This window comes from Delftia sp. SD018, assembly GCF_017355445.1.
GTDB classification, from domain to species: Bacteria; Pseudomonadota; Gammaproteobacteria; order Burkholderiales; family Burkholderiaceae_C; genus Comamonas; species Comamonas acidovorans.
Genome location: NZ_JADDRN010000013.1, coordinates 21604 through 42230, shown reverse-complemented (window position 1 = coordinate 42230; position 20627 = coordinate 21604). Strand labels below are relative to the sequence as shown.

General features: G+C 66.9%; 16 protein-coding genes. 9 read left to right on the top strand and 7 right to left on the bottom strand.

Annotated elements, in window-relative coordinates; genetic code table 11:
- Positions 1-10 precede the first annotated feature (10 nt).
- Together INR38_RS14510 and INR38_RS14505 are read right to left on the bottom strand one after the other, a co-directional pair.
- Positions 11-1864 carry an EAL domain-containing protein gene (locus INR38_RS14510; protein ID WP_034396146.1) on the bottom strand — a complete coding sequence of 618 codons (1854 nt, stop codon included), beginning with the start codon at positions 1862-1864 and terminating at the stop codon, positions 11-13.
- Positions 1865-1993: 129 nt separating this feature from the next.
- Positions 1994-2974 (bottom strand): Ppx/GppA family phosphatase, encoded by a 981-nt coding sequence (locus INR38_RS14505; RefSeq protein WP_207442365.1) that lies wholly within the window; start codon positions 2972-2974, stop codon positions 1994-1996.
- Between the two features lie 212 nt (positions 2975-3186).
- Between INR38_RS14505 and ppk1 the strand changes: the two genes are divergently transcribed.
- Complete coding sequence (gene ppk1, locus INR38_RS14500) at positions 3187-5646, top strand: polyphosphate kinase 1 (RefSeq protein ID WP_207442369.1); 2460 nt, start codon at positions 3187-3189, stop codon at positions 5644-5646.
- Positions 5647-5708: 62 nt separating this feature from the next.
- On the opposite strand, the gene INR38_RS14495 is transcribed toward ppk1, so the two are convergent.
- Positions 5709-7193, bottom strand: a complete 1485-nt coding sequence (locus tag INR38_RS14495; RefSeq protein ID WP_013801470.1) for a Ppx/GppA phosphatase family protein — start codon at positions 7191-7193, stop codon at positions 5709-5711.
- Between the two features lie 245 nt (positions 7194-7438).
- On the opposite strand from INR38_RS14495, the gene pstS reads away from it, so the two are divergent.
- From pstS to phoR, 7 genes are all read left to right on the top strand, one after another.
- A complete protein-coding gene (pstS, locus tag INR38_RS14490) occupies positions 7439-8479 on the top strand; it encodes a phosphate ABC transporter substrate-binding protein PstS (protein WP_207442371.1) in 1041 nt (346 codons plus the stop codon).
- Positions 8480-8650: 171 nt separating this feature from the next.
- Positions 8651-9589 (top strand): phosphate ABC transporter permease subunit PstC, encoded by a 939-nt coding sequence (pstC, locus tag INR38_RS14485; protein WP_012206716.1) that lies wholly within the window; start codon positions 8651-8653, stop codon positions 9587-9589.
- A 17-nt stretch (positions 9590-9606) separates the two neighbouring features.
- Positions 9607-10470, top strand: coding sequence for a phosphate ABC transporter permease PstA (gene pstA, locus INR38_RS14480; protein ID WP_034398840.1), 864 nt, complete (start codon positions 9607-9609; stop codon positions 10468-10470).
- Between the two features lie 38 nt (positions 10471-10508).
- Entirely contained in the window at positions 10509-11291 is a 783-nt protein-coding gene (gene pstB / locus INR38_RS14475) for a phosphate ABC transporter ATP-binding protein PstB (protein WP_012206714.1), read from the top strand.
- A 13-nt stretch (positions 11292-11304) separates the two neighbouring features.
- On the top strand, positions 11305-12006 hold the full coding sequence (gene phoU, locus INR38_RS14470) for a phosphate signaling complex protein PhoU (RefSeq protein WP_012206713.1): 702 nt from the start codon (positions 11305-11307) through the stop codon (positions 12004-12006).
- 20 nt (positions 12007-12026) lie between these two features.
- Positions 12027-12722, top strand: a complete 696-nt coding sequence (gene phoB, locus INR38_RS14465) for a phosphate regulon transcriptional regulator PhoB (RefSeq protein WP_012206712.1) — start codon at positions 12027-12029, stop codon at positions 12720-12722.
- Between the two features lie 118 nt (positions 12723-12840).
- Positions 12841-14235 carry a phosphate regulon sensor histidine kinase PhoR gene (phoR, locus tag INR38_RS14460; RefSeq protein ID WP_012206711.1) on the top strand — a complete coding sequence of 465 codons (1395 nt, stop codon included), beginning with the start codon at positions 12841-12843 and terminating at the stop codon, positions 14233-14235.
- A 30-nt stretch (positions 14236-14265) separates the two neighbouring features.
- Here the strand turns inward: phoR and INR38_RS14455 are convergent, their stop codons facing one another.
- The 4 genes from INR38_RS14455 to INR38_RS14440 all read right to left on the bottom strand — a co-directional run bounded on the left by INR38_RS14455 (position 14266) and on the right by INR38_RS14440 (position 19078).
- Positions 14266-15633, bottom strand: a complete 1368-nt coding sequence (locus tag INR38_RS14455; protein ID WP_063325284.1) for an MATE family efflux transporter — start codon at positions 15631-15633, stop codon at positions 14266-14268.
- Complete coding sequence (locus tag INR38_RS14450; RefSeq protein ID WP_099750753.1) at positions 15630-17369, bottom strand: hypothetical protein; 1740 nt, start codon at positions 17367-17369, stop codon at positions 15630-15632. The genes INR38_RS14455 and INR38_RS14450 overlap by 4 nt, the downstream gene beginning before the upstream one ends.
- 155 nt (positions 17370-17524) lie before the next feature.
- Positions 17525-17770: a type B 50S ribosomal protein L31 gene (locus tag INR38_RS14445; protein ID WP_013801474.1), complete on the bottom strand. Its 246-nt coding sequence runs from the start codon at positions 17768-17770 to the stop codon at positions 17525-17527.
- Between the two features lie 114 nt (positions 17771-17884).
- Positions 17885-19078 (bottom strand): citrate synthase family protein, encoded by a 1194-nt coding sequence (locus tag INR38_RS14440; protein ID WP_207442373.1) that lies wholly within the window; start codon positions 19076-19078, stop codon positions 17885-17887.
- Between the two features lie 101 nt (positions 19079-19179).
- Between INR38_RS14440 and INR38_RS14435 the strand changes: the two genes are divergently transcribed.
- Positions 19180-20583, top strand: a complete 1404-nt coding sequence (locus tag INR38_RS14435) for a CoA transferase (protein WP_099750754.1) — start codon at positions 19180-19182, stop codon at positions 20581-20583.
- The last annotated feature ends 44 nt before the right edge of the window (positions 20584-20627 follow it).

The following is a 20627-nucleotide window of genomic DNA, read 5'->3' as shown; positions in this document are numbered from 1 at the left end:
TGTGGCCCGGTCAGCCCTGGCTGCGCAAGAAGGACTCCAGCGCCTCTGGTGCCAGCGGGCGGCTGAAATGGTAGCCCTGGGCTTCATCGCAGCCTTGCTCGCGCAGGAACTCCAGCTGTGCCTCGGTCTCCACGCCCTCGGCCGTGGTCTGCATGCCCAGGGCCTGGGCCATGCGGATGATGGCGCTGACAATGGCGCGGTCGTTGCTGTCGTGGTCCAGATCCTGGATGAAGGACTGGTCGATCTTGAGCTTGTAGATCTGAAAGCGCTTGAGCTGGCTCAGGGATGAATAGCCGGTGCCGAAGTCATCCATGGCCAGGCGCACGCCGTGCTCGCGCAGCCGGTCCATGGTGGCTGTCGCCTGGCGCGGATCATGGATGGCCACGCCCTCGGTCAGCTCCAGCTCCAGAGAATCGGCCGGCAGGTCGCTGTCGAGCAGGATGCGGTTGATGATCTCGGGCAGTTGCTGCTGATGGAACTGGATGGCCGAAAGATTCACGGCCACCTTCAGGTCGCAAAGGCCCGCATTGCGCCAGACCTGCAACTGTTGCATGGCGCTGCGCAGCACCCATTCGCCGATCTGCAGGATCTGGCCGCTGTCCTCGGCCACGGGAATGAACTCGGCCGGTGAGACCGAGCCCAGTTCCGGGTGCTCCCAGCGCAGCAGCGCCTCCACGCTGCGCACGCGGCCCGTGCTCAGCGTGATCTGCGGCTGATAGTGCAGATACAGCTGATTGCGCTCCAGCGCCCGGCGCAGCGCGTTCTCCAACTGCAGGGCGCGCAGGGACTGTGCCTGCATCTGCGGCGTGAAGAAGCGGTAGGTGTTGCGACCGGCCTGCTTGGCGTGGTACATGGCCGCGTCGGCGGCCTGTGTCAGCGAGTCGATGTCGTGGCCGTCGCGCGGGTACAGCGCAATGCCCATGGACGGCGCAATGGTCAGCTCATGGCGGTCGATCTGGTAGGCCTGGCGCGACGCCTCCTGCAGCTTGCCGGCCACGCGGGCCGCGCCCTGGGCATTGGCGCCGGGCAGCAGCAGCACGAATTCGTCGCCGCCGATGCGGGCCACCGTATCGCGGTCGCGCACGACGGCACGCAGGCGGCGGGCAATCTCCACCAGCAGGGCATCGCCCACGCGATGGCCCAGCGAATCATTGACATGCTTGAAGTGGTCCAGGTCCAGGAACATCACGGCCAGCGGCGTGTCGTTGGCCTTGGCCAGCTCGATGGCGCGGGCACTGCGCTCGGCCAGCAGCGTGCGGTTGGGCAGGCCGGTGAGCGCGTCGTAGTGCGCCATCCAGTAGATGCGTTCCTGGTCCAGCTTGCGGTCGGCAATCTCCCGGTGCAGGTTCTCCACCGTGGCGCTGAGTTCGCGTGTGCGGTCGCGCACCTGCTGCTCCAGCAGTTCGTGGGCCTGGCTCAGGGCCTGCTGGGCACGCAGGCGGTCGTCGATATCGCTCACGATCCAGATCGATCCCTCGCGCGCATCGCCCGGATTGATGAGCCGCCCCGTGAGCTCTCCCCAGAACAGGCTGCCGTCCTTGCGGCGCAGGCGGCGCTGCGTGCGAAAGGACAGGCCGGCGCTCAGCGTGCGGTAGGCCTCGCGTCCCAGGCTGCGCAGCTCATCGCGGCTGGGATGCAGGTGTTCGCTGTTGATGCCCACCAGTGCATGCTCGCCCGCGTAGCCGAAGATGTCTGCGTAGCACTGGTTGCAGCGGACGATGACGCGTTGGCGAATGAAGACGATGCCGACGCCGGCATTGTCGAGCAGGGCCTGCTGCTCGCGCAGGCTGCGTTGCAGGGACGCCGCCATCATCGAAGACGGACGTTCGAGTACAGGGTCGTACGCAATCGTCGGCGCGGACATGGCGAAGCGGTGGGGCGGTAATGGAGGGAGGGTGGGAAGCTTACAAAGTGTAGCACTTGTGCGGAAAACACTCTATCGGCCTTCCCTGACGCAAGCAGGGCCTGGGCCGTCATGGGCCGTCATGGGCCATCACGGGCCGGGTGCATCTTGCCTGCGCCTGTGTTTTCCGGAGGCTTCGGTATCCAGCCGATCGGCCAGCTCATACAGCACGCCATGCCGCAGGGCGCCATGCGTCACGCGCATGCGCTCGATGCCCAGGCTGGAGAAGATCGCCCGCATCACGCTCATGCCGCCGCCGATCATGGGGCGCAGTTCTTCCTTGAGCCCGTCCATGTTCACGCGGCTGACATGCCCTGCACGCAGCAACTGCGCCTGCAGCCAGTCCAGTCCCTGCCGCGTGATCCAGCCGGCCGTGCCATCGGGTGCATGGGCCAGCACCTTGACGATGGCACCGGCCGTGCCGGAGGACCCATAGGCATGGCTCCACTGCCCGGCGGCAAACCGCGCGGCTTCGGGCGCAATGATGTCGGCCACCGCCGCTTCGGCCTGGGACAGTGCCTGGGCCGACAGCTCTCCATCGGGAAAGTGGCGCAATGCCCAGGTCACGCTGCCGAAGGCGAAGGAGCGTGCCTGCAGCACCTGCCGCTGCTGGCCAAGGCACAGTTCGGTCGATCGGCCACCGATGTCCACCACCAGCCGCCGCTGGGGACCGGGCGGCAGCAACTGGGCAACGCCACGATAGATCAGGCGCGCTTCTTCCTCGCCGTCGATGACTTCGATGGCGCAGCCCAGGATGCGCTGGCCCTCGTCCAGGAAGACCTGGCGGTTCGATGCCTCTCTCAGCGTCTGCGTGGCCACGGCACGAACGCGGTGGCGGGGCAGGTCGCCCAGCACCTGCGCATAGCGCTCCAGGCAGGCCCAGCCACGCTGCATGGCCTCCAGGCTCAGGGCGCCCTGTGCGTCCAGGGCGCTGCCCAGGCGTATGGCTTCCTTGCGGTGGCTGAACAGCTGTACCTTTGCGCCGTCGCTGCGGGCCATGGCCAGCAGGCAGCTGTTGGAGCCAATGTCGATGGCGGCCAGGCGGCTTTCGGGGGGATTGGAAGAGGGCATGCGCGGCAGGCGGACGACGACACGGCTGCGGCAGGTTTGCAGCAGCCAACGCCATCCAGGGGGATGGCAGTGAGCTTAGCACCCTGGCGATACAGCGCGGCCCTCGTGGCTGCGTGACCTCGTCATGACCTTTGCATGACAGCGCCAGCACAGCCCTTCATTGCCGGAAGTCGCTTGTATGACGGGTGTCATGCGTGGATGGGATCTATGTCATGAACATGTCACAAACCCGGGGCAGACTGCCCGAATCCCCGGCCCACGGGGTGACTACCGGGTCCTGCACAGGCCGGGCCCCTGCATCCATGCCCCAGACATTCACGCCGATTCCCGCCAGCGCCTCTGCCGCGCCTGCCGAACCAGAACATGAACAGGGGCTGCGCACCATGCCCGCAGGGCCGGCCTCGCTGGGCATGGCCCGCGAGACAGCGTCCATACCCGTCTCTGCACCCTTGAATGTCCCGATGATGCCCCTGGCCAAAAGCCTTTCCACCGCCCTGCTGGAATTGCAGGGCCAGGCGATGCCAGCGTCTGCCCCGGTCTCTGCTGCGGGGCTGGCCGCCGCGGCATACACTGGCCTGTACGCCACAGCCGAAAGCGGTGAAGTGCAACAGCAACAGCAACAGCAGCAGCAACAACAGTTTCTGGACCGCGACCATTGCATCCTGGCGTTCAACGAACGCGTGCTGGACTGGGCTGTGCGCGAGGATGTGCCGCTGCTGGAGCGGCTGCGCTACCTGTGCATCGTCTCTTCCAATCTCGACGAATGGTTCGAGGTGCGCTGCGCCCCCCATGTGACGGCGGCCAAGGCCGGCGACGCCAAGGGCCTGTATACGCTGCAGAGCTTTCGCTCGCTGATGGACAAGGCGCATGAGCTGGTATTGCGCCAGTACACGCTGTACAACCAATCGCTGATTCCTGCCTTTGCGGGGCAGGGCATACGCGTGGTCTCCCATGGCGAGCGCAGCAGCGCCCAGCGCAAATGGGTGCGCGAATACTTTCTGCGCGAAGTCCAGCCCCTGCTCATGCCGGTGGGCCTGGACCCATCCCATCCATTTCCCCAGGTGGCCAACAAGGCGCTGAACTTCATCGTGCGCCTCAAGGGTGTCGATGCCTTTGGCCGCGCCAACGAGGTGGCCATCGTCAAGGTCCCGCGCGCCTTGCCTCGCCTGGTGCGCCTGCCGGAGAAGATCGCGGGCAAGCAGCGCCTGTTCGTGAGCATCTCCAGCATCGTGCGCGCCCATCTGGTCGAGCTGTTCCCGGGGCGTGAGGTGGCGGAGTTCGCGCAATTCCGTGTCACGCGCCATTCGGACCTGGCGGTGGATGAGGACGATGTCAGCGACCTGCGCATGGCGCTGCGCCAGGGTCTGCACCACCGCCACTACGGCCAGGCCGTGCGGCTGGAGGTGTCCTTTGCCTGCTCGCCCATGTTGTCCGACCTGTTGCTGGGCCAGTTCGGCCTGCCGACCGAGGCACTGTTCCGCGTCAAGGGGCCCGTGAACCTGGTGCGCCAGTCGCAGCTGGTCGATCTGGTCGATGACCCCGCGCTGCTGTTCCCGCCGTGGCGGCCGGCATGGCCGCGCCAGCTGCAGCCGGGCCGCTCGGTGATGGCCCAGATCCGCAAGCGTGATGTGCTGATCCACCAGCCTTTCGAGAGCTTCGACGGCGTGCTGGAGCTGCTGCGCGAGGCCGTCAACGACCCCGAGGTGCTGGCCATCAAGCAGACCATCTACCGCACCGGGTCCGACTCCGAAATCATGCAGTTGCTGGCCGAGGCCGTGCGCCGCGGCAAGGAGGTGCTGGCCGTGCTGGAGCTCAAGGCCCGCTTTGACGAAGAGGCCAACATCAACTCCGCCGAGAAGCTGGAGGCCCTGGGCGCCCAGGTGGTCTACGGCGTGCTGGGCCTGAAGACGCACGCCAAGATGCTGCTGATCACGCGCCGCGAAAAGCGCAGCGGGCAGCTCAAGCGCTATGGACACCTGTCCACCGGCAATTACAACGTGCGCACGGCGCGCCTGTACACGGACATCAGCCAGCTGACCTGCGATGCGCAGATCACGGCCGACATGGATGCCGTATTCAGCCACCTGTCCAGCCACAATCGCCTGCCCAAGCTGCACCAGCTGGTGATTGCGCCGTTCCAGCTGCACGACCGCATGCTGGCGCTGATCAACCAGGTGGGCGAGGCGGCGCAGCGCGGCGAAGAGGCGCGCATCGTGCTCAAGATGAATGCGCTGACCGACGAGCTGCTCATGCAGGCCCTGGTGCGTGCCGGCCAGCAGGGCGCGTGCATCGATCTCATCGTGCGCAGTGCCTGCATGCTGCCGCCGCAGCGCAAGGGCTGGACCGACAACATCCGCGTGCGCTCCATCATCGGCCGTTTCCTGGAGCACTCGCGCGTCTTCTACTTTGCCTGGGGCAAGCAGCAGGAGCTGCTGCTGTCCAGCGCCGACTGGATGAACCGCAACATGATGCGCCGGGTGGAACTGGCCTGGCCCGTGCGCGACCCCGTGCTGCGCCAGCAGGTGATAGACGAATGCCTGGTCGCTGGCCTGTATGACAACCGCGATGCCTGGACCCTGGAGGCCAATGGTGCCTACCAGCGTGCACCCTATCCGACCACGGGCCTGGGTGCGCAGCGCGCCTTGATGGAGCGCTACGGCCCCCAGGTCTGAGCTGCGTCACGGCCGGCCCCCCCCCGCGCCATCCCGGCGCAAGCCGAAGCGGGTGGCCGTGCTCAGTGCAGATGCAGCTGCAAGGTCCAGGGCGTCTTCTGCCAGGCCACGGCCTCGGTGCGCAGCAGCTGGGCGGACTGGGGATAGCTTTTGGCCCAGCCTTCCGGCACGGTCAGGTGAAAGACGCTGTCCGAGCGATGCAGGCGAATGCCCTGCAGATCGGGGTCTCGCCGGGCATGGCACAGCTGGACGGCCAGCCGCAGTGCCAGCAGGGGCCAGGCCACGGCCTGGTCCTCGATGGCGGCTTCCAGCTTGCGCAGCTTGCCCTGGTGGCCGAGCACGAGCTGGGTGATGCGCGCGCGCAGCTCCACAGGCCATGTCGCGGCACCGCAGTGCTCGGTGATGTAGGCGCCGTGCCGGTGGTAGGCGCTCAGGGAGATGCGCATGCCGATCTCGTGCAGGCTGGCGGCCGTATCCAGTGCATGCGTGGACAGGGCATCGGGCGGTTGTTGCGCGTGCAGCGATTGCCAGGCCCAGCGTGCCACCTTGCGCACGCGCAGCGCATGCGGGGCGTCAATGCCGAAGTCCTGCTGCAGCGCGGCAATTTCGGCTGCCTCGCGGTCGGCGGGGGGCTCGTGCTCCAGCAGGTCGTGCAAAACGCCCTGGCGCAGCGCGCCCTGGGCGACTTCCAGTTCATTGATGCCCAGCAGGCCCAGGGCCGCAATCAGGATGCTCAGGCCTCCGGCGATGACGGCGCGGCGGTCTTCCTTGAGTCCGGCCAGCCGGATGCGGTCCACATGGCCGGCCTCCATCAGCTGCTCATGCAGCCAGCGCAGGCTGTCGGGAGTGATCAGCCCGCCGGAATATCCGTTGGCAGCCAGGATGTCGCCCACGGCGTTGGCCGTGCCCGACGAGGCATAGGCGCAGTCCCATGCAGTGGCCGGGTAGGCCGAGACGGTCTGGGTGAGGGCCGCCTGCGCGGCCTTGATGGCGGCCGAGAAATGTGCGCGCGACAGCGTGCCTTCGCCAAAGAACTGCGTGCTCCAGGCGACGCTGCCTATGGGGTAGGAGGCCACCTGGCGCGCTTCGCCATGCTGGCCGATGATGACTTCGGTCGAGCGGCCGCCAATGTCCACCACCAGGCGCCGCTGCTGCGAGGGCGGCAACAGGCTGGAGACGCCGCGATAGATCAGCCGGGCCTCTTCCTCGCCCGAGATGACCTCGATGGGAAAGCCCAGCAGGGCGCTGCCGCGTGCGATGAAGACATCGCGGTTGCGGGCCTCCCGCAGGGTTTGCGTGGCCACGGCGCGGACCTGGTCGGCAGGAAAGCCGGCCAGTCGCTCGCCAAAGCGTGCCAGGCAGTCCCAGCCGCGTTGCATGGCCTCGTCGGTCAGCTCATGGTGCTCGTTGAGCCCATTGCCCTGGCGCACGGTCTCCTTGAGATATTCCACGCGCTCTATGCGCTGGTGGCTGCCGACGCGGCCTATTTCCAGGCGAAAGCTGTTGGATCCGAGGTCAACGGCGGCGAGCAGGGATTCTGGTGCCATGAAAGAAACGCCAATCAAGATTCGTCGAGCAGGAGTGCGCAGCGGTGCCGGGTGGCGGGGCTGCGCTTGTCTGGTGCCGGCTCGTGCGAGGCACAAGACTAAGACGGAATTGTGACACCGCGATGACCTGGGTCTTACAGACTATGGCCCAGCATTTGTGACGCCTTTTCTTCGTGTCATATCAATGTCACAAAGCCTTCTTACAGTCCAGCCATCGCATCTTTCAACCCCTAAGAGGTCTGTACATGAAGTTGTCTGTGATTCACATTCTGGTGGCTGGTGCTCTGTCTGCGGGCGGTATGGGCCAGGCCCTGGCCCAGCAGGAAGCCACCGGCGCCGGCGCCAGCTTCCCTGCGCCGCTGTACTCGAAGTGGGCCGCCGATTACCACAAGGCCACCGGCGTGAAGATCAACTACCAGTCCGTGGGCTCCAGCGCCGGCATCAAGCAGATCGAAGCCAAGACCGTGGACTTCGGTGCTTCGGACGAGCCGCTCAAGGACGACGAACTGGCCAAGAAGGGCCTGGTGCAATTCCCCACCGTGATCGGCGGCATCGTGCCCGTGGTCAACATCAAGGGCATCCAGCCCGGCCAGCTCAAGCTGACCGGCCAGGTGCTGGGCGACATCTACCTGGGCAAGATCACCAAGTGGAACGACGAGGCCATCAAGGCACTGAACCCCGGCGTGAACCTGCCTGACGCCACGATCGCTCCCGTGCGCCGTGCTGACGGCTCGGGCACCACCTTCGGCTTCACGAACTACCTGTCCAAGGTCAATGCCGAGTGGAAGGAAAAGGTTGGCGAAGGCAAGGCCGTGAACTGGCCCACGGGTGCCGGCGGCAAGGGCAATGAAGGCGTGGCCGCCTTCGTGGGCCGCCTGCCCAACTCCATCGGCTACGTCGAGTACGCCTATGTCAAGCAAAACAAGCTGACCTACACGCAGCTGCAGACCGCTGGCGGCGCCTTCGTGTCGCCCGACGACGCCACCTTCAAGGCCGCTGCCGCCGGTGCCGACTGGGCCAAGAGCTTCTACCAGATCCTGACGAACCAGCCCGGCAAGGACGCATGGCCCATCACCTCGGCCACGTTCATCATCATGCACAAGGCCCAGGACAAGCCCGCACAGGCCGCTGCCTCGCTGAAGTTCTTCGAGTGGGCCTACAAGTCCGGCGACAAGACCGCCACCGACCTGGACTACGTGCCCATGCCTGACGCCGTCAAGAACGTGATCTTCCAATCCTGGGGTCAAGTCAAGGACGCCTCGGGCACCGCGATTTCCCTGAAGTAAACCCTGAAAAGGGGCCGTGGCGCACCGCCGGCAGGTGCATCATGGCCCCCCTGATCTCCCCACAAACCGCGAATAAAGGCGCCTCACGTGTCCACAACGTCGCCCTCGAACTCGCTGGCCGCCTCTGCACAGGCTTCCCAGCGACGCACACCTTCTCCGCTACGCCCCCCGATGCTGTCGGGGCGCGTGGCGGATCGCTTGTTTGGCGCTCTCGCGCGTCTGGCCGCGCTGCTGACGCTGGGCCTGCTGCTGGCCATCCTGGCTTCGCTGCTGGTCGGCGCCTGGCCCGCCATCTATGAATACGGCCTGAGCTTTCTGGGCCGCAGCGTCTGGGACCCCGTTCGCAACGAATATGGCGGCCTGGTCATGATTTACGGCACGCTGGCCACTTCGGCCATCGCGTTGCTGATTGCGGTGCCCGTGAGCTTTGGCATCGCCCTGTTCCTCACCGAGCTGTCGCCCGCCTGGCTCAAGCGCCCGCTGGGCACCGCCGTCGAGCTGCTGGCTGCCGTGCCTTCCATCGTCTACGGCATGTGGGGCCTGATGGTCTTCGGTCCCGTGCTCTCCACCTATGTGCAGCAGCCGCTGCAAAAGCTGTTTCAGGGCGTTCCTTATCTGGAAGCCTTCGTGTCCGGCCCGCCCGTGGGCATCGGCATCCTGTCGGCCGGCATCATCCTGGCCATCATGATCATCCCCTTCATCGCCTCGGTGATGCGCGATGTGTTCGAAGTCACGCCGGCCCTGCTCAAGGAGTCGGCCTACGGCCTGGGCTCCACGACCTGGGAAGTGGTCTGGAAGGTCGTGCTGCCCTACACCAAGACCGGCGTGCTCGGTGGCGTGATGCTGGGTCTGGGCCGTGCGCTGGGCGAGACCATGGCCGTCACCTTCGTGATCGGCAACATGAACCAGCTCAACTCTCTGTCGGTCTTCGAGGCTGCCAACAGCATCACCTCGGCGCTGGCCAACGAGTTTGCCGAAGCGGGCGAAGGCCTGCACCAGGCTTCGCTGATCTATCTGGGCCTGGTGCTGTTCTTCATCACCTTCGTGGTGCTGGCCTGCTCCAAGGTGCTGCTCAACCGTCTGCAGAAGAATGAAGGAGCCCGCTCGTGAGCAGCACCTCCACCAAGATGATCAATGCCGCCGAACTGACGCGCGTGCGTCAGGCCAAGTACGCCAAGCGCAAGCGCGTGAACCAGGTGGCGCTGACCCTGTCGCTGGCTGCCATGGCCTTCGGCGTGTTCTGGCTGGTCTGGATCCTGTGGGAAACCATCACGCTGGGTATCGGCGGCCTGAGCCTGGCGCTGTTCAGCGAAATGACGCCTCCGCCCAATGAGGCGGGCGGCATTGCCAACGCCATCTTCGGCTCGCTGATCATGGTGGCCCTGGCCACCTTCGTCGGCACGCCCATCGGCGTGATGGCCGGTGTCTACCTGGCCGAATACGATGCGCGCGGCTGGCTGGCCAATACCACGCGCTTCGTCAACGACATCCTGCTGTCGGCACCTTCTATCGTGATCGGCCTGTTCGTCTACACCGTGGTCGTGGCGCGCTTCAAGAGCTTTTCCGGCTATGCGGGTGTGGTGGCGCTGGCGCTGATCGTGATTCCCGTGGTCATCCGCACCACCGAGAACATGCTGGTGCTGGTGCCTGCCAGTCTGCGCGAAGCGGCCTATGCACTGGGCACGCCCAAGTGGAAGGTCATCATCATGGTGACGCTGCGTGCAGCGCGTGCCGGCGTGATCACCGGCGTGCTGCTGGCCGTGGCCCGCATTGCCGGGGAAACCGCTCCGCTGCTGTTCACGGCGCTGAACAACCAGTTCTGGAATGCCGACCTGTCCAAGCCCATGGCCAGCCTGCCGGTGACGATCTTCAAGTTCGCGATGAGCCCTTACGAGAATTGGCAGCAACTGGCCTGGGCCGGCGTGTTCCTGATCACCGTGGCGGTGCTCGGTCTCAATATCCTGGCGCGGTTCCTGACCCGCCAGAAGTAATGCAGCAATAAGCAATCAACAAGGACAAGGATCACGCAATGACTGCGACCTCTTCCACCGCGCTGAACTCCTCCAAGCTGACGGTTCGCGACCTGAACTTCTACTACGGCAAGTTCCACGCCCTCAAGGGCATCAACCTGGACATCCCCGAAAAGAAGGTCACGGCCTTCATCGGCCCGTCGGGCTGTGGCAAGTCCACGCTGCTGCGCACCTTCAACCGCATGTTCGAGCTGTACCCCGAGCAGCGCGCCGAAGGCCAGATCATGCTGGACGGCGAGAACCTGCTGACCAGCAAGCAGGACGTGGCGCTGATCCGCGCCAAGGTGGGCATGGTCTTCCAGAAGCCCACGCCGTTTCCCATGTCCATCTACGACAACATCGCCTTCGGCGTGAAGCTGTTTGAAAACCTCAGCTCCTCCGACATGGACGACCGTGTGGAATGGGCACTGCGCAAGGCGGCCCTGTGGGGCGAGGTCAAGGACAAGCTGCAGCAAAGCGGCTCGGGCCTGTCCGGCGGCCAGCAGCAGCGCCTGTGCATCGCGCGCGGCATTGCCATCAAGCCCGAAGTGCTGCTGCTCGACGAGCCCTGCTCGGCCCTGGACCCGATCTCCACGGCCAAGATCGAGGAGCTGATTGCCGAGCTGAAGAACGACTACACCGTCGTCATCGTGACGCACAACATGCAGCAGGCAGCGCGCTGCAGCGACTACACGGCCTACATGTACCTGGGCGATCTGGTGGAATTCGGAGACACCGAGCAGATGTTCTTCAAGCCCCAGCGCAAGGAAACGGAAGACTACATCACAGGCCGCTTCGGCTGAGCAGGAGCAATCGATGAACGAAAAACACCTTTCCAGCCAGTTCGACAGCGAACTCAACCGCGTCTCTGCGCGCGTCATGGAGCTCGGCGGCCTGGTCGAGTCCCAGATCCGCCAGGCGGTCTATGCGCTGTCGCGCTTCAGCATCGAGGCCGTGGAGCAGGTCGATGCCGCGGAAAAGCGCGTCAACGCCATGGAAGTGGAGATCGACCACGAGCTCTCGTCCATCATCGCCCGGCGCCAGCCCACGGCGCGCGACCTGCGCCTGCTGATCGCCTTCTCCAAGGCCACGGCCAATCTGGAGCGCATGGGTGATGAAGCGCACAAGATGGCGCGCATGGTCAAGTCCATCATCGAAAGCGGTGCTGCGCGCTCCCTGCCCACGGGCGACCTGCGCACGGCGGCCGAGATGGCCTCGGGCCTGCTGCGCAAGACGCTGGACGCCTTTGCACGCCTGGACACCAAGGCTGCCGTGGCCATCCTCAAGGAAGATGATCTGATCGACCAGGAGTTCGACGGCTTCGTGCGCAAGCTCATCACCTACATGATGGAAGACCCGCGCACCATCTCGGCCAGCCTGGACCTGCTGTTCCTGGCCAAGGCCATCGAGCGCATCGGCGACCATTCCAAGAATGTGGCCGAGCTGATCATCTATCTGGTGGAGGGCAAGGATGTCCGTCACCAGACCATGGATGCCATTGAGTCGGCAGTGCTGTAAGTGCCGGAGGCGAACAACGGATGAAGAAGATGCCCATGGTCCTCATCGTCGAGGACGAGCCCGCCATCGCGGAGCTGATCGCTGTCAACCTGCGGCACAACGGCTTCCAGCCGGTCTGGGCCGAGGATGGCGTGACGGCTCAGCGCGAGCTGGATGCCGTGCTGCCCGACGTGATCCTGCTTGACTGGATGCTGCCCGGCGCCAGCGGCCTGTCCCTGGCGCGCAAATGGCGCGCGGACAGCCGCACCAAGGCCGTGCCCATTCTGATGCTCACGGCGCGCGGCGATGAACCCGACAAGGTGGCGGGGCTCGATGCGGGCGCCGATGACTACATCACCAAGCCCTTCTCGACCCAGGAGCTGCTCGCGCGCATCCGTGCCGTGCTGCGGCGCCGTGCGCCCGAGCAGATTCAGGACAAGGTCAATATCGGCGAGCTGGTGCTCGATGCCGCCGCGCACCGCGTGAGCTGGCAGGGCGACATGATCAAGGTGGGCCCCACCGAGTTCAAGCTGCTGCACTACCTGATGAAGCACCCCGAGCGCGTGCACAGCCGTGCCCAGTTGCTGGACAAGGTCTGGGGCGATCACGTCTTCATCGAGGAGCGCACGGTGGACGTGCACGTCAAGCGGCTGCGCGAGGCGCTGGGCATGGCCGGGGCATTGATCGAGACGGTACGCGGCGCCGGCTACCGGCTCAGCGCGCAGGCGCTGGCCTGAGGCCGTTTTTTCCGCATGAATCCACGCATGGCCTTCACGGGCCATGCCAGGGCGCCGCTGCCCCAGGCAGCGAATACAACGCAAAGAAGGCGCAAGTATGGGTTGGCGAGGTTTTCGCTTGTTGGCGTCCCAGATCGCGGGCGCATTGCTGGGCTGGTGGCTCTGGGGCGTCATGTCCGCCTCCAGCCCCGGCATGGCCGCCCAGGCCGTGGCGGCCCTGACGGGGGCGCTGTGCGCGGGCTGGATCTGGTGGCTGGTGGACAGCTGGAACGCCATGCGCCTGCTGTCCTGGCTGCGCCAGTCGGAGCTGCGGGAGGCGCCCGAGCTCAGCGGCATCTGGGGGGAAGCCAGCGTGCGCATGCGCCGGTGGCTGCGCCAGAGCGTGCAGCAGGTGCAGCAGGGCGATCAGCGCCTCAACGACATTCTTTCCGCCTTGCAGGCCAGCCCCAATGGCGTGGTCCTGCTGGACGCCGATGGTCGCATCGAATGGTGCAACCAGATCGCGGCGCGGCAGTTCGGCTTCGATGCCGAACGCGACCTGCTGCAAAGCATTGGCAACCTGGTGCGCGACCCCGAGTTCAGCGCCTATTTCGCCACCCAGGATTTCTCACGCGACCTGGTCATGCAGGGCCGCGAAAGCACGGCCTCGCGGCCCGTCAAGCTGTCGGTGCAGCTGTATGGCTATGGCGAAGGGCGCAAGCTGCTGCTGGCGCGCGATGTCACCGCGGTGGAGCAGGCCGAGGCCATGCGCCGCGACTTCGTGGCCAATGTCTCGCATGAAATCCGCACGCCGCTGACCGTGCTCGTGGGCTTTGTGGAGACGCTGCAGAACCTGCCGCTGGAGCCCGAGGAGCGCAACCGCTACCTGGGACTGATGGCCCAGCAGGCCGAGCGCATGCAGCATCTGGTGGAAGACCTGCTGGCGCTGTCGCGCCTGGAGGGCAGCCCCTTGCCCAGCAGCAACGAATGGGTGCCCGTGGCCCAGCTGATGCAGCGCTGCGAGAACGAGGCGCGCGGCCTGTCTTCCATGCTCACGCGCAAGCAATCCCTGCCGCATGCGCTGAGCTTTCCGTCGGCCGAGATGCTGGCGCAGGCCGGTGAGGTGGCCGGCGCCAGCGCCGAGCTGCAAAGCGCTTTCTCCAACCTGCTGGCCAACGCCATGCGCTACACGCCGGCAGGCGGGCGCATCGAGGTGACCTGGGAGAGCCTGCCTGATGGATCGGCACGCTTTGCCGTGCAGGACTCCGGGCCAGGCATCGAACCCAAGCACCTGGCTCGTCTGACAGAACGCTTTTACCGTGTGGACCGCAGCCGTTCGCGCGATACCGGCGGCACGGGCCTGGGCCTGGCCATCGTCAAGCATGTGCTGCAGCGCCATGGCGCCAAACTGGGCATCACCAGCGCGCCGGGCCAGGGGTCGGAGTTTTCCGTGACCTTTCCGGCCAGCCGCGTCCGCATCGCGGCCCCAGGCACACGCGAAGTCGGCGAGGCCCGCGAAAGCCGCGCCGCATAGGCGTGTCCCCGTGTGAACGGCCGTTGCCGTTCAGCGGCTTGTGGCTTTGCGCACGATGGCGCTGAACACCAGGGCCGTCACCAGCAGCGCACAGGCACTGCTGGCCCAGAACGGGGCGGGCGTGCCATGGTGCAGCCAGGCGGGCAGGGCGCTGTCCGTGCCGTAGGCCAGCCAGTATCCGCCGGCCAGTCCGCCGCCCCACAGCAGCAGGCAGTAGATGACCAGCGGCGCCACGGTGATGCGGTAGCAGCGCAGCACGAAGAGGCAGAAGGTCTGCACGGCGTCGGCCACATGGTAGGCAGCCACCCAGGCCAGCAGGCTGGCGGTAGTGGCCACCACCTCGGGGTTGCTGCTGTAGATGCGGGCCAGGCCCTCGCGGGACAGGAACAGTGCCGAGGCCAGCACCAGTCCACCCGTTGCCGCAAGCCGCCAGCCCATGGTGACAAGGCGGCGCGCCATGGCCTCGTCCCCCGCGCCGCGCCAGTAGCTGATCCGCGCGCTGGTGGCAATCGCCAGCGACAGGGGCACCATGTAGCACAGCGCCGCAAGATTGGCAGCAATCTGGTGGCTGGCCGAGGACAGCGTGCCCTGGCGCGCCACGAACAAGGCCATCAGCGTGAACGAGGTCACCTCCACCAAAATTGCCAGCCCTGCAGGAACGCCCAGTCGAGCGAACTGCGCCAGTTGCGGCCAGTTCGGGGGCTCCATGCGCTGCCACAGCGCCAGGGGCGCATACAGACTCTGGCTGCGCATCAGCACGAATGCGAGGGCGACCATGGCGTAGTTCACCACCAGCGTGGCCCAGGCACAGCCCTCGGCGCCCAGCGCAGGCAGGCCGGCGCCGCCAAAGGCCAGCCAGATCGACAGGGGGATTTTCAGCAGCAGCGACAGCAGCTGCAGCCAGGTCACCAGCAGGGGGTGGCCCAGCGCCTGGTTCAGTGTGCTGTAGATGCGAAACAGCAGCGCGGCCGGAAGGCTCCAGGCCAGCACCGAAAGATAGGCCCGCACCTCCACCTGCAGCGGTGGCGGCACATCGGCCCAGCGCAGCAGCGCATCGGGAAACAGCAGCACGCCCATGCCCAGGGCGCAGGCGGCCAGCAGCATGTACATGGCCTGGCGCAGCGTGCGGCCTATGGCCTCGGGCTGTCCGGCACCGCGATGCTCGGCCCACAGCGGCAGCAGGGCCTGGAAGATGCCCATCAGCGAGACATAGACACTCACGAAGATGGCCGAGCCCACGGACAGCGCTGCCAGCGCTTCTTCGGCGTAGCGGCCCGCCACGATGGTGTCGGTCACGCCGAAGGCCATCACCGCCAGCTGCCCGGCCAGCACGGTCAGCGCGTGCTGGGCGATGGTGCGCCGTTCGGTGCCCAGTGGCGCGCGCGCGGGCTGGCTCATGGCCTGGCCTGGGCGCGGCTCGCCTCGGGCCTGCGCTTCAAGACCAGCAGGAAGTCCTTGCGATCGGTGGGGCGCACCACGCGGGCCACGGTTTCCCAGGTGCCCTGCAGGCGCGCGCTGTGCGGGTCCAGCCAGGTTTCTTCCTCGGCCACCATCCAGTCGCAGCGGGCGGCGCCGGCCATGCTCAGGCGTTGGGTGTCGATGTCGCCGTAGTAGCGCAGCGCCGCAATGTGGGCGCGGGGCAGGCCATAGGTTTGCACGCAGCTGCCGTCCTTGGGCAGTTCGGCCAGCACCTGTCGCATCTGCGGCTCGAAGCTGCGCGCGTGGTCCAGCAGCGGCAGCCACAGCGTCATCAGCAGCAGCCAGCCCAGCGTGGCGCCGCTGGCCGGCAGCACCAGGCTCTTCCAGATGGCGGCGCGGTTGCGCGATGTGCGCCAGGCGACGAGCACGCACCAGGCCAAGGTGGCGGCAACCGCCACGGCGAAGGAGAACACCGAGAATTCCGGCGTGAACTGCGGAGCCAGCCTGGCCACATTGGCGGCCGGCTTGGCGGGAATGCCGGTCTGCAGCGAGAGCCAGATCACCCAGATGGCAATGGCGGCGGCACTGAAGAACAGCAGGGTGAACCAGTCGATCAAGGCGCTGATGCTGCGGCGCAGCGTCGGCAGGGCAAAGGCTGCCAGCGTGGCGATGGCGGGCAGGCCCAGCAGCAGGGCGCGGTCCGCAGGCAGCGTGCTCAGCGAAGCGATCACCGGAATGACGGCAAACCACAGCGGCAGCGCCAGATGGGGATAGCGGCGAGGCGCGGCGATCTGGCGGCGCCAGACCCACAGGGTCCACATGGCCAGCGGCCAGGCCGGCCAGCTGAACCACAGCAGCAGCCTGACCAGGCTTTGCCATTCCTTGGCGGTGCCGCTGTCCACAAGGCGCCAGGCCCATTGGTCCAGCCACAAGGACAGTGCAGCCGCCAGCAGCGTGACGCCCAGCCACAGCGCTGTCCAGATGCGTGCCTCGCGCGGCGCGGGCGAGGGCTCGTCACCCCAGGTGCGCGAGAAAAACGCCATGGTCGCACCACCCAGGCCGAACAGCGTGGCCACGGTCGGCGCGCCGCTCAGCGCCAGGCCCGGCAGGCCCAGCAGCAGCGCCAGCATGGCGGTGCGGCCGTGGTAGGGCATGGCTGCGGCGGCAAAGAACAGCAGGGCCGCGCAGCCGAGCTGGGTCATGTAGCTGGTGGTTTCATGGGAAAGCTGGGCCAGGCCCAGGCAGGCCACGAGGGCCAGCAGGCCGCCATCGGCCATGGCGCGCGCATAGTCGGTGGGCTGTGCCTCGCCACCGAAGGCAAAGGCCACGGGGCGCGCGCCCGGCGTGCGCGCCAGGTAGTACACGCCCCACCAGGTGGCCGTCAGCGTGAGCACCAGCATGGCGATGAAGGGCAGGCGTGCCGCCATCTCCAGATGCAGCCAGGAAGGCGCTCCCTGCATGGCCAGCGCGCCAAGCCAGTACGACAGCAGGCCCTCGGATTCGGGCAGCAGGCCCGCCATGCGCGGTGCCAGCCACGAGGTATGGCCCAGGGCCAGCTCCCGCATGTAGCCGAAGGCCTCCATGTCGGCCATGCGCCAGGGGCTGCGCCCCACATATCCGGGCACGACATAGGCCAGGCACAGCAGCAGCAGCGACCAGCGGGGCAGGCGGCGCACGGCGCTTTGGGCAACGATGGCAGGGGTGGGCTGGTTCACTCACAGGACTTTCTGCAACGGAGGGCGCAAGAATACGCGAAGCAAGGGCCTCGAAAAGAATGGGGCATGCCTGGCCGCCATGGATTGGCCGGACTGCGAAAAACAAAAGGGCAGCGCGGTTGCCCGTGCTGCCCTTCTGGCCGGAGAAGCAGGATTTACTTCTTGCCGAAACGGTTGCGGAAGCGCTCCACACGGCCGCCCATGTTGTCCACCGACTTTTGCGTGCCGGTGTAGAACGGGTGCGACTCGGACGAGGTGTCCAGCTTGAACAGGGGGTAGTCCTTGCCTTCGAAGGTGTCGGTTTCCTTCGTGTTCACGCACGAGCGGGTCACGAACTTGAAGCCGTTGGACAGGTCCACGAACAGAACTTCGCGGTAGTTGGGGTGGATGCCTTCTTTCATGATCTTTCCTTCTGATGCAAGTGCGGTAGCCGTGCCTGACCCGCTGCAACCTTTGTAGCGGTTCAAATCAAGCGTACTTTCCGCAAGAAAAAGCCCTGCATTATCGCATAGTGCTCAGTTGCGTGCCAAGCCGGCGGGCCTGGGGCCCGTGTACGCCGCGCGTGGCCGAATGATCTGCCGTGTGGCGCGCTGCTCCAGCGCCTGTGCCAGCCAGCCTGCGCAGCGGCCCAGCGCGAACAGCCCGAAGGCGCTGTCCGCCGGCAACTGCAGGTGCCGCCGCAGTGCCACCAATGCGAAATCGACCGAAGGGGCCAGGCCAGTGAGTGCCATCACTTCGGCCGCCAGGGCCGCCGCCGGTCCCTGCCTGGGCAGCATTTCCAGCAGGAGGGCGGCGCGCACATCGCCTTCGGGGTAGAGGTGGTGGCCGAAGCCGGGCAGGGTCTCGCCGCGCGCCAGGCGCTGGCGCAGGCGTGCCGGGGCCTGCGCCTCGCCCAGCTCGTCCCAGAGCGCCTCGACGCGCGCGGTCGTGCCGCCGTGGCGCCCGCCCGTCAGGGCGGCAAGGCCTCCTACCACGGCCGCCCGCAGGCTGGCGCCCGTGGATGCCACGCAGCGCGCCGTGAAGCCGGAGGCGTTGAGTTCATGGTCGGCGCACAGCACCAGGGCCATGCGCACCAGGTCGGCGCCTTGTGCGTCCAGCGCCCAGGCCTGGGCGCATTGCAGGTGGATGGGGGTCTTGTCCGGCGCCGTGCCCAGCAGGCAGGCCGCCAGCAGGCGCAGGAGCGCTCCGCAGCCTGCTGCCAGCCGCTCTGGCGATTGCTGCCATGCGGCAGTGGCCGCGTCATCGCTGGCGACGGTGAACAGGGCCAGCAATGTGTTTTCGCAAGGCTGGCCGGCCATGCGCTGCTGCAGGTCGGGCAACACAGGGGCGGACTCCACGGCGTGTGCGGCGAAGGCGGCATCGGCCGGGTATTGCCAGAGCAGGGCGGCGGTCTCTTCCAGCGTGTGCGAGCGTGCCCAGTCCACGGCGTCCTCGCCACGGTAGTAGAGGCGGCCCTGTTCTATCAGCGTGATCGATGACTCCAGCACCGGCAGGCCCCAGTTGAGCGCGGCCTGGGCGACTTCGCGGGGTTTGCGGCCCTGGCCGCGCTGGCGCGCGAGCTGCTCGACCTCTTCGCGCAGGTAGCGGCTTTCGCGCGGCGTGTCTGCCGCATGGGCGTGCAGCAGTCCTCGGCTGACATAGGCATACAGCGTGGCGCGGCTCACGCCCAGCAGTGCGGTGGCTTCGGTCGAGTTCAGGTAGTCGGGCATGGGTGTGATGATATGTTGATTTATCTAATCAATATTGACAATATTTTCTGGAAATCTATGGTGCGGGTTCCAACCCTTGTTTCCGTTGCCAGGAGTGCTCCATGTCCAGTCTTCCGACCTCTTCCGCTTTTGATCACTGCGCCGCCCAGATCTGGGCGGCACTGGAAGGTGCCCAGGGCGCGCTGCACCGTCTGGAGATGCGCGGGCAAGGCGCCTTGACCTCGGTGTTTCCGGTCTCCGATCTGGCGGCGGCCAGCCTGGGTGTGGCAGGCCTTGCCATCTCCGAGCTGGTGGCCCAATGCGGCGCTGCCGCGCCGCAGGTGGTGGTGGACCGCAGGCTCGCGTCCCTGTGGTTTGGCAGCAGCCTGCATCCACTGGGCTGGGAGATGCCCGCGCTGTGGGACGCCGTGGCCGGTGACTACCGCACGGCCGATGGCTGGATCCGCCTGCATACCAATGCGCCCCACCACCGCGCAGCGGCGCTGGCCGTGCTCGGCGCACCGGCCGACCGGGAGGCTGTGGCGACGGCGGTCAGGCGCTGGACGGCGCATGAGTTGGAGTCGGCCGTTGTCGCGCAGGGTGGCTGTGCCGCCGCCATGCGCGGGCTGGCTGCCTGGGCTGCGCATCCGCAGGGGCAGGCTGTGCAGCAGGAGCCTTTGCTGGCGTGGCAGGCGCATCCGCAGCCGGGTCAGCCTTTCAGTGCTGGTGCGTGGCAGCCATCGGCGCAGCGGCCGCTGCAGGGGCTGCGCGTGCTGGATCTGACGCGCATCCTGGCCGGTCCCGCCGCCACGCGCTGGCTTGCGGGTCATGGTGCCGAGGTGCTGCGCATCGATCCGCCCGGTTGGGAGGAGCCGGGTACGGTGCCGGAAGTCACGCTGGGCAAGCGCTGCGCCCGGCTGGACCTGCGGGCGCCCCAGGATCGTGCCGTGTTCGAGCAACTTCTGGCCGGCGCCGACGTGCTGGTCCACGGTTACCGGGACGGTGCGCTGGAGGGGCTGGGATTCGGGGCCGCGTGGCGCCGTCGGCTGAATCCCTCACTCATCGATGTGTCGCTCAACGCCTATGGATGGAGCGGGCCCTGGCAGCAGCGGCGCGGCTTCGACAGCCTGGTGCAGATGAGCGCCGGCATTGCCGATGCAGGCATGCACCGGCTGGGCCGTGACCGACCCACGCCGCTGCCGCTGCAGGCGCTGGACCACGCCACCGGCTATCTGATGGCTGCCGCCGTGGTGATGGCGCTGGTGCGGCGCATGCAGGGGCAGGGCGGCAGCACGGTGCGCGCCTCGTTGGCGCGCACGGCCCATCTTCTGGCGGGACATGGCGTAGGCGACCCGGATGCCTGCCCGCTGGCGCCGGTGAACGGTGCCGAGGATTTCAGCGCGGCGATCGAGGCGACCTCCTGGGGCGCGGCGCGGCGCCTGCGGGCGCCGGTGGAGGTGGCGGGTGCGCCCATGCATTGGGAGCGCGCGGCCTGTGCGCTGGGCACGTCTGCCGCAGCGTGGTGAGACGGGCGGCTGGAACGCAAAACGCCCCGCGTGAGCGAGGCGTC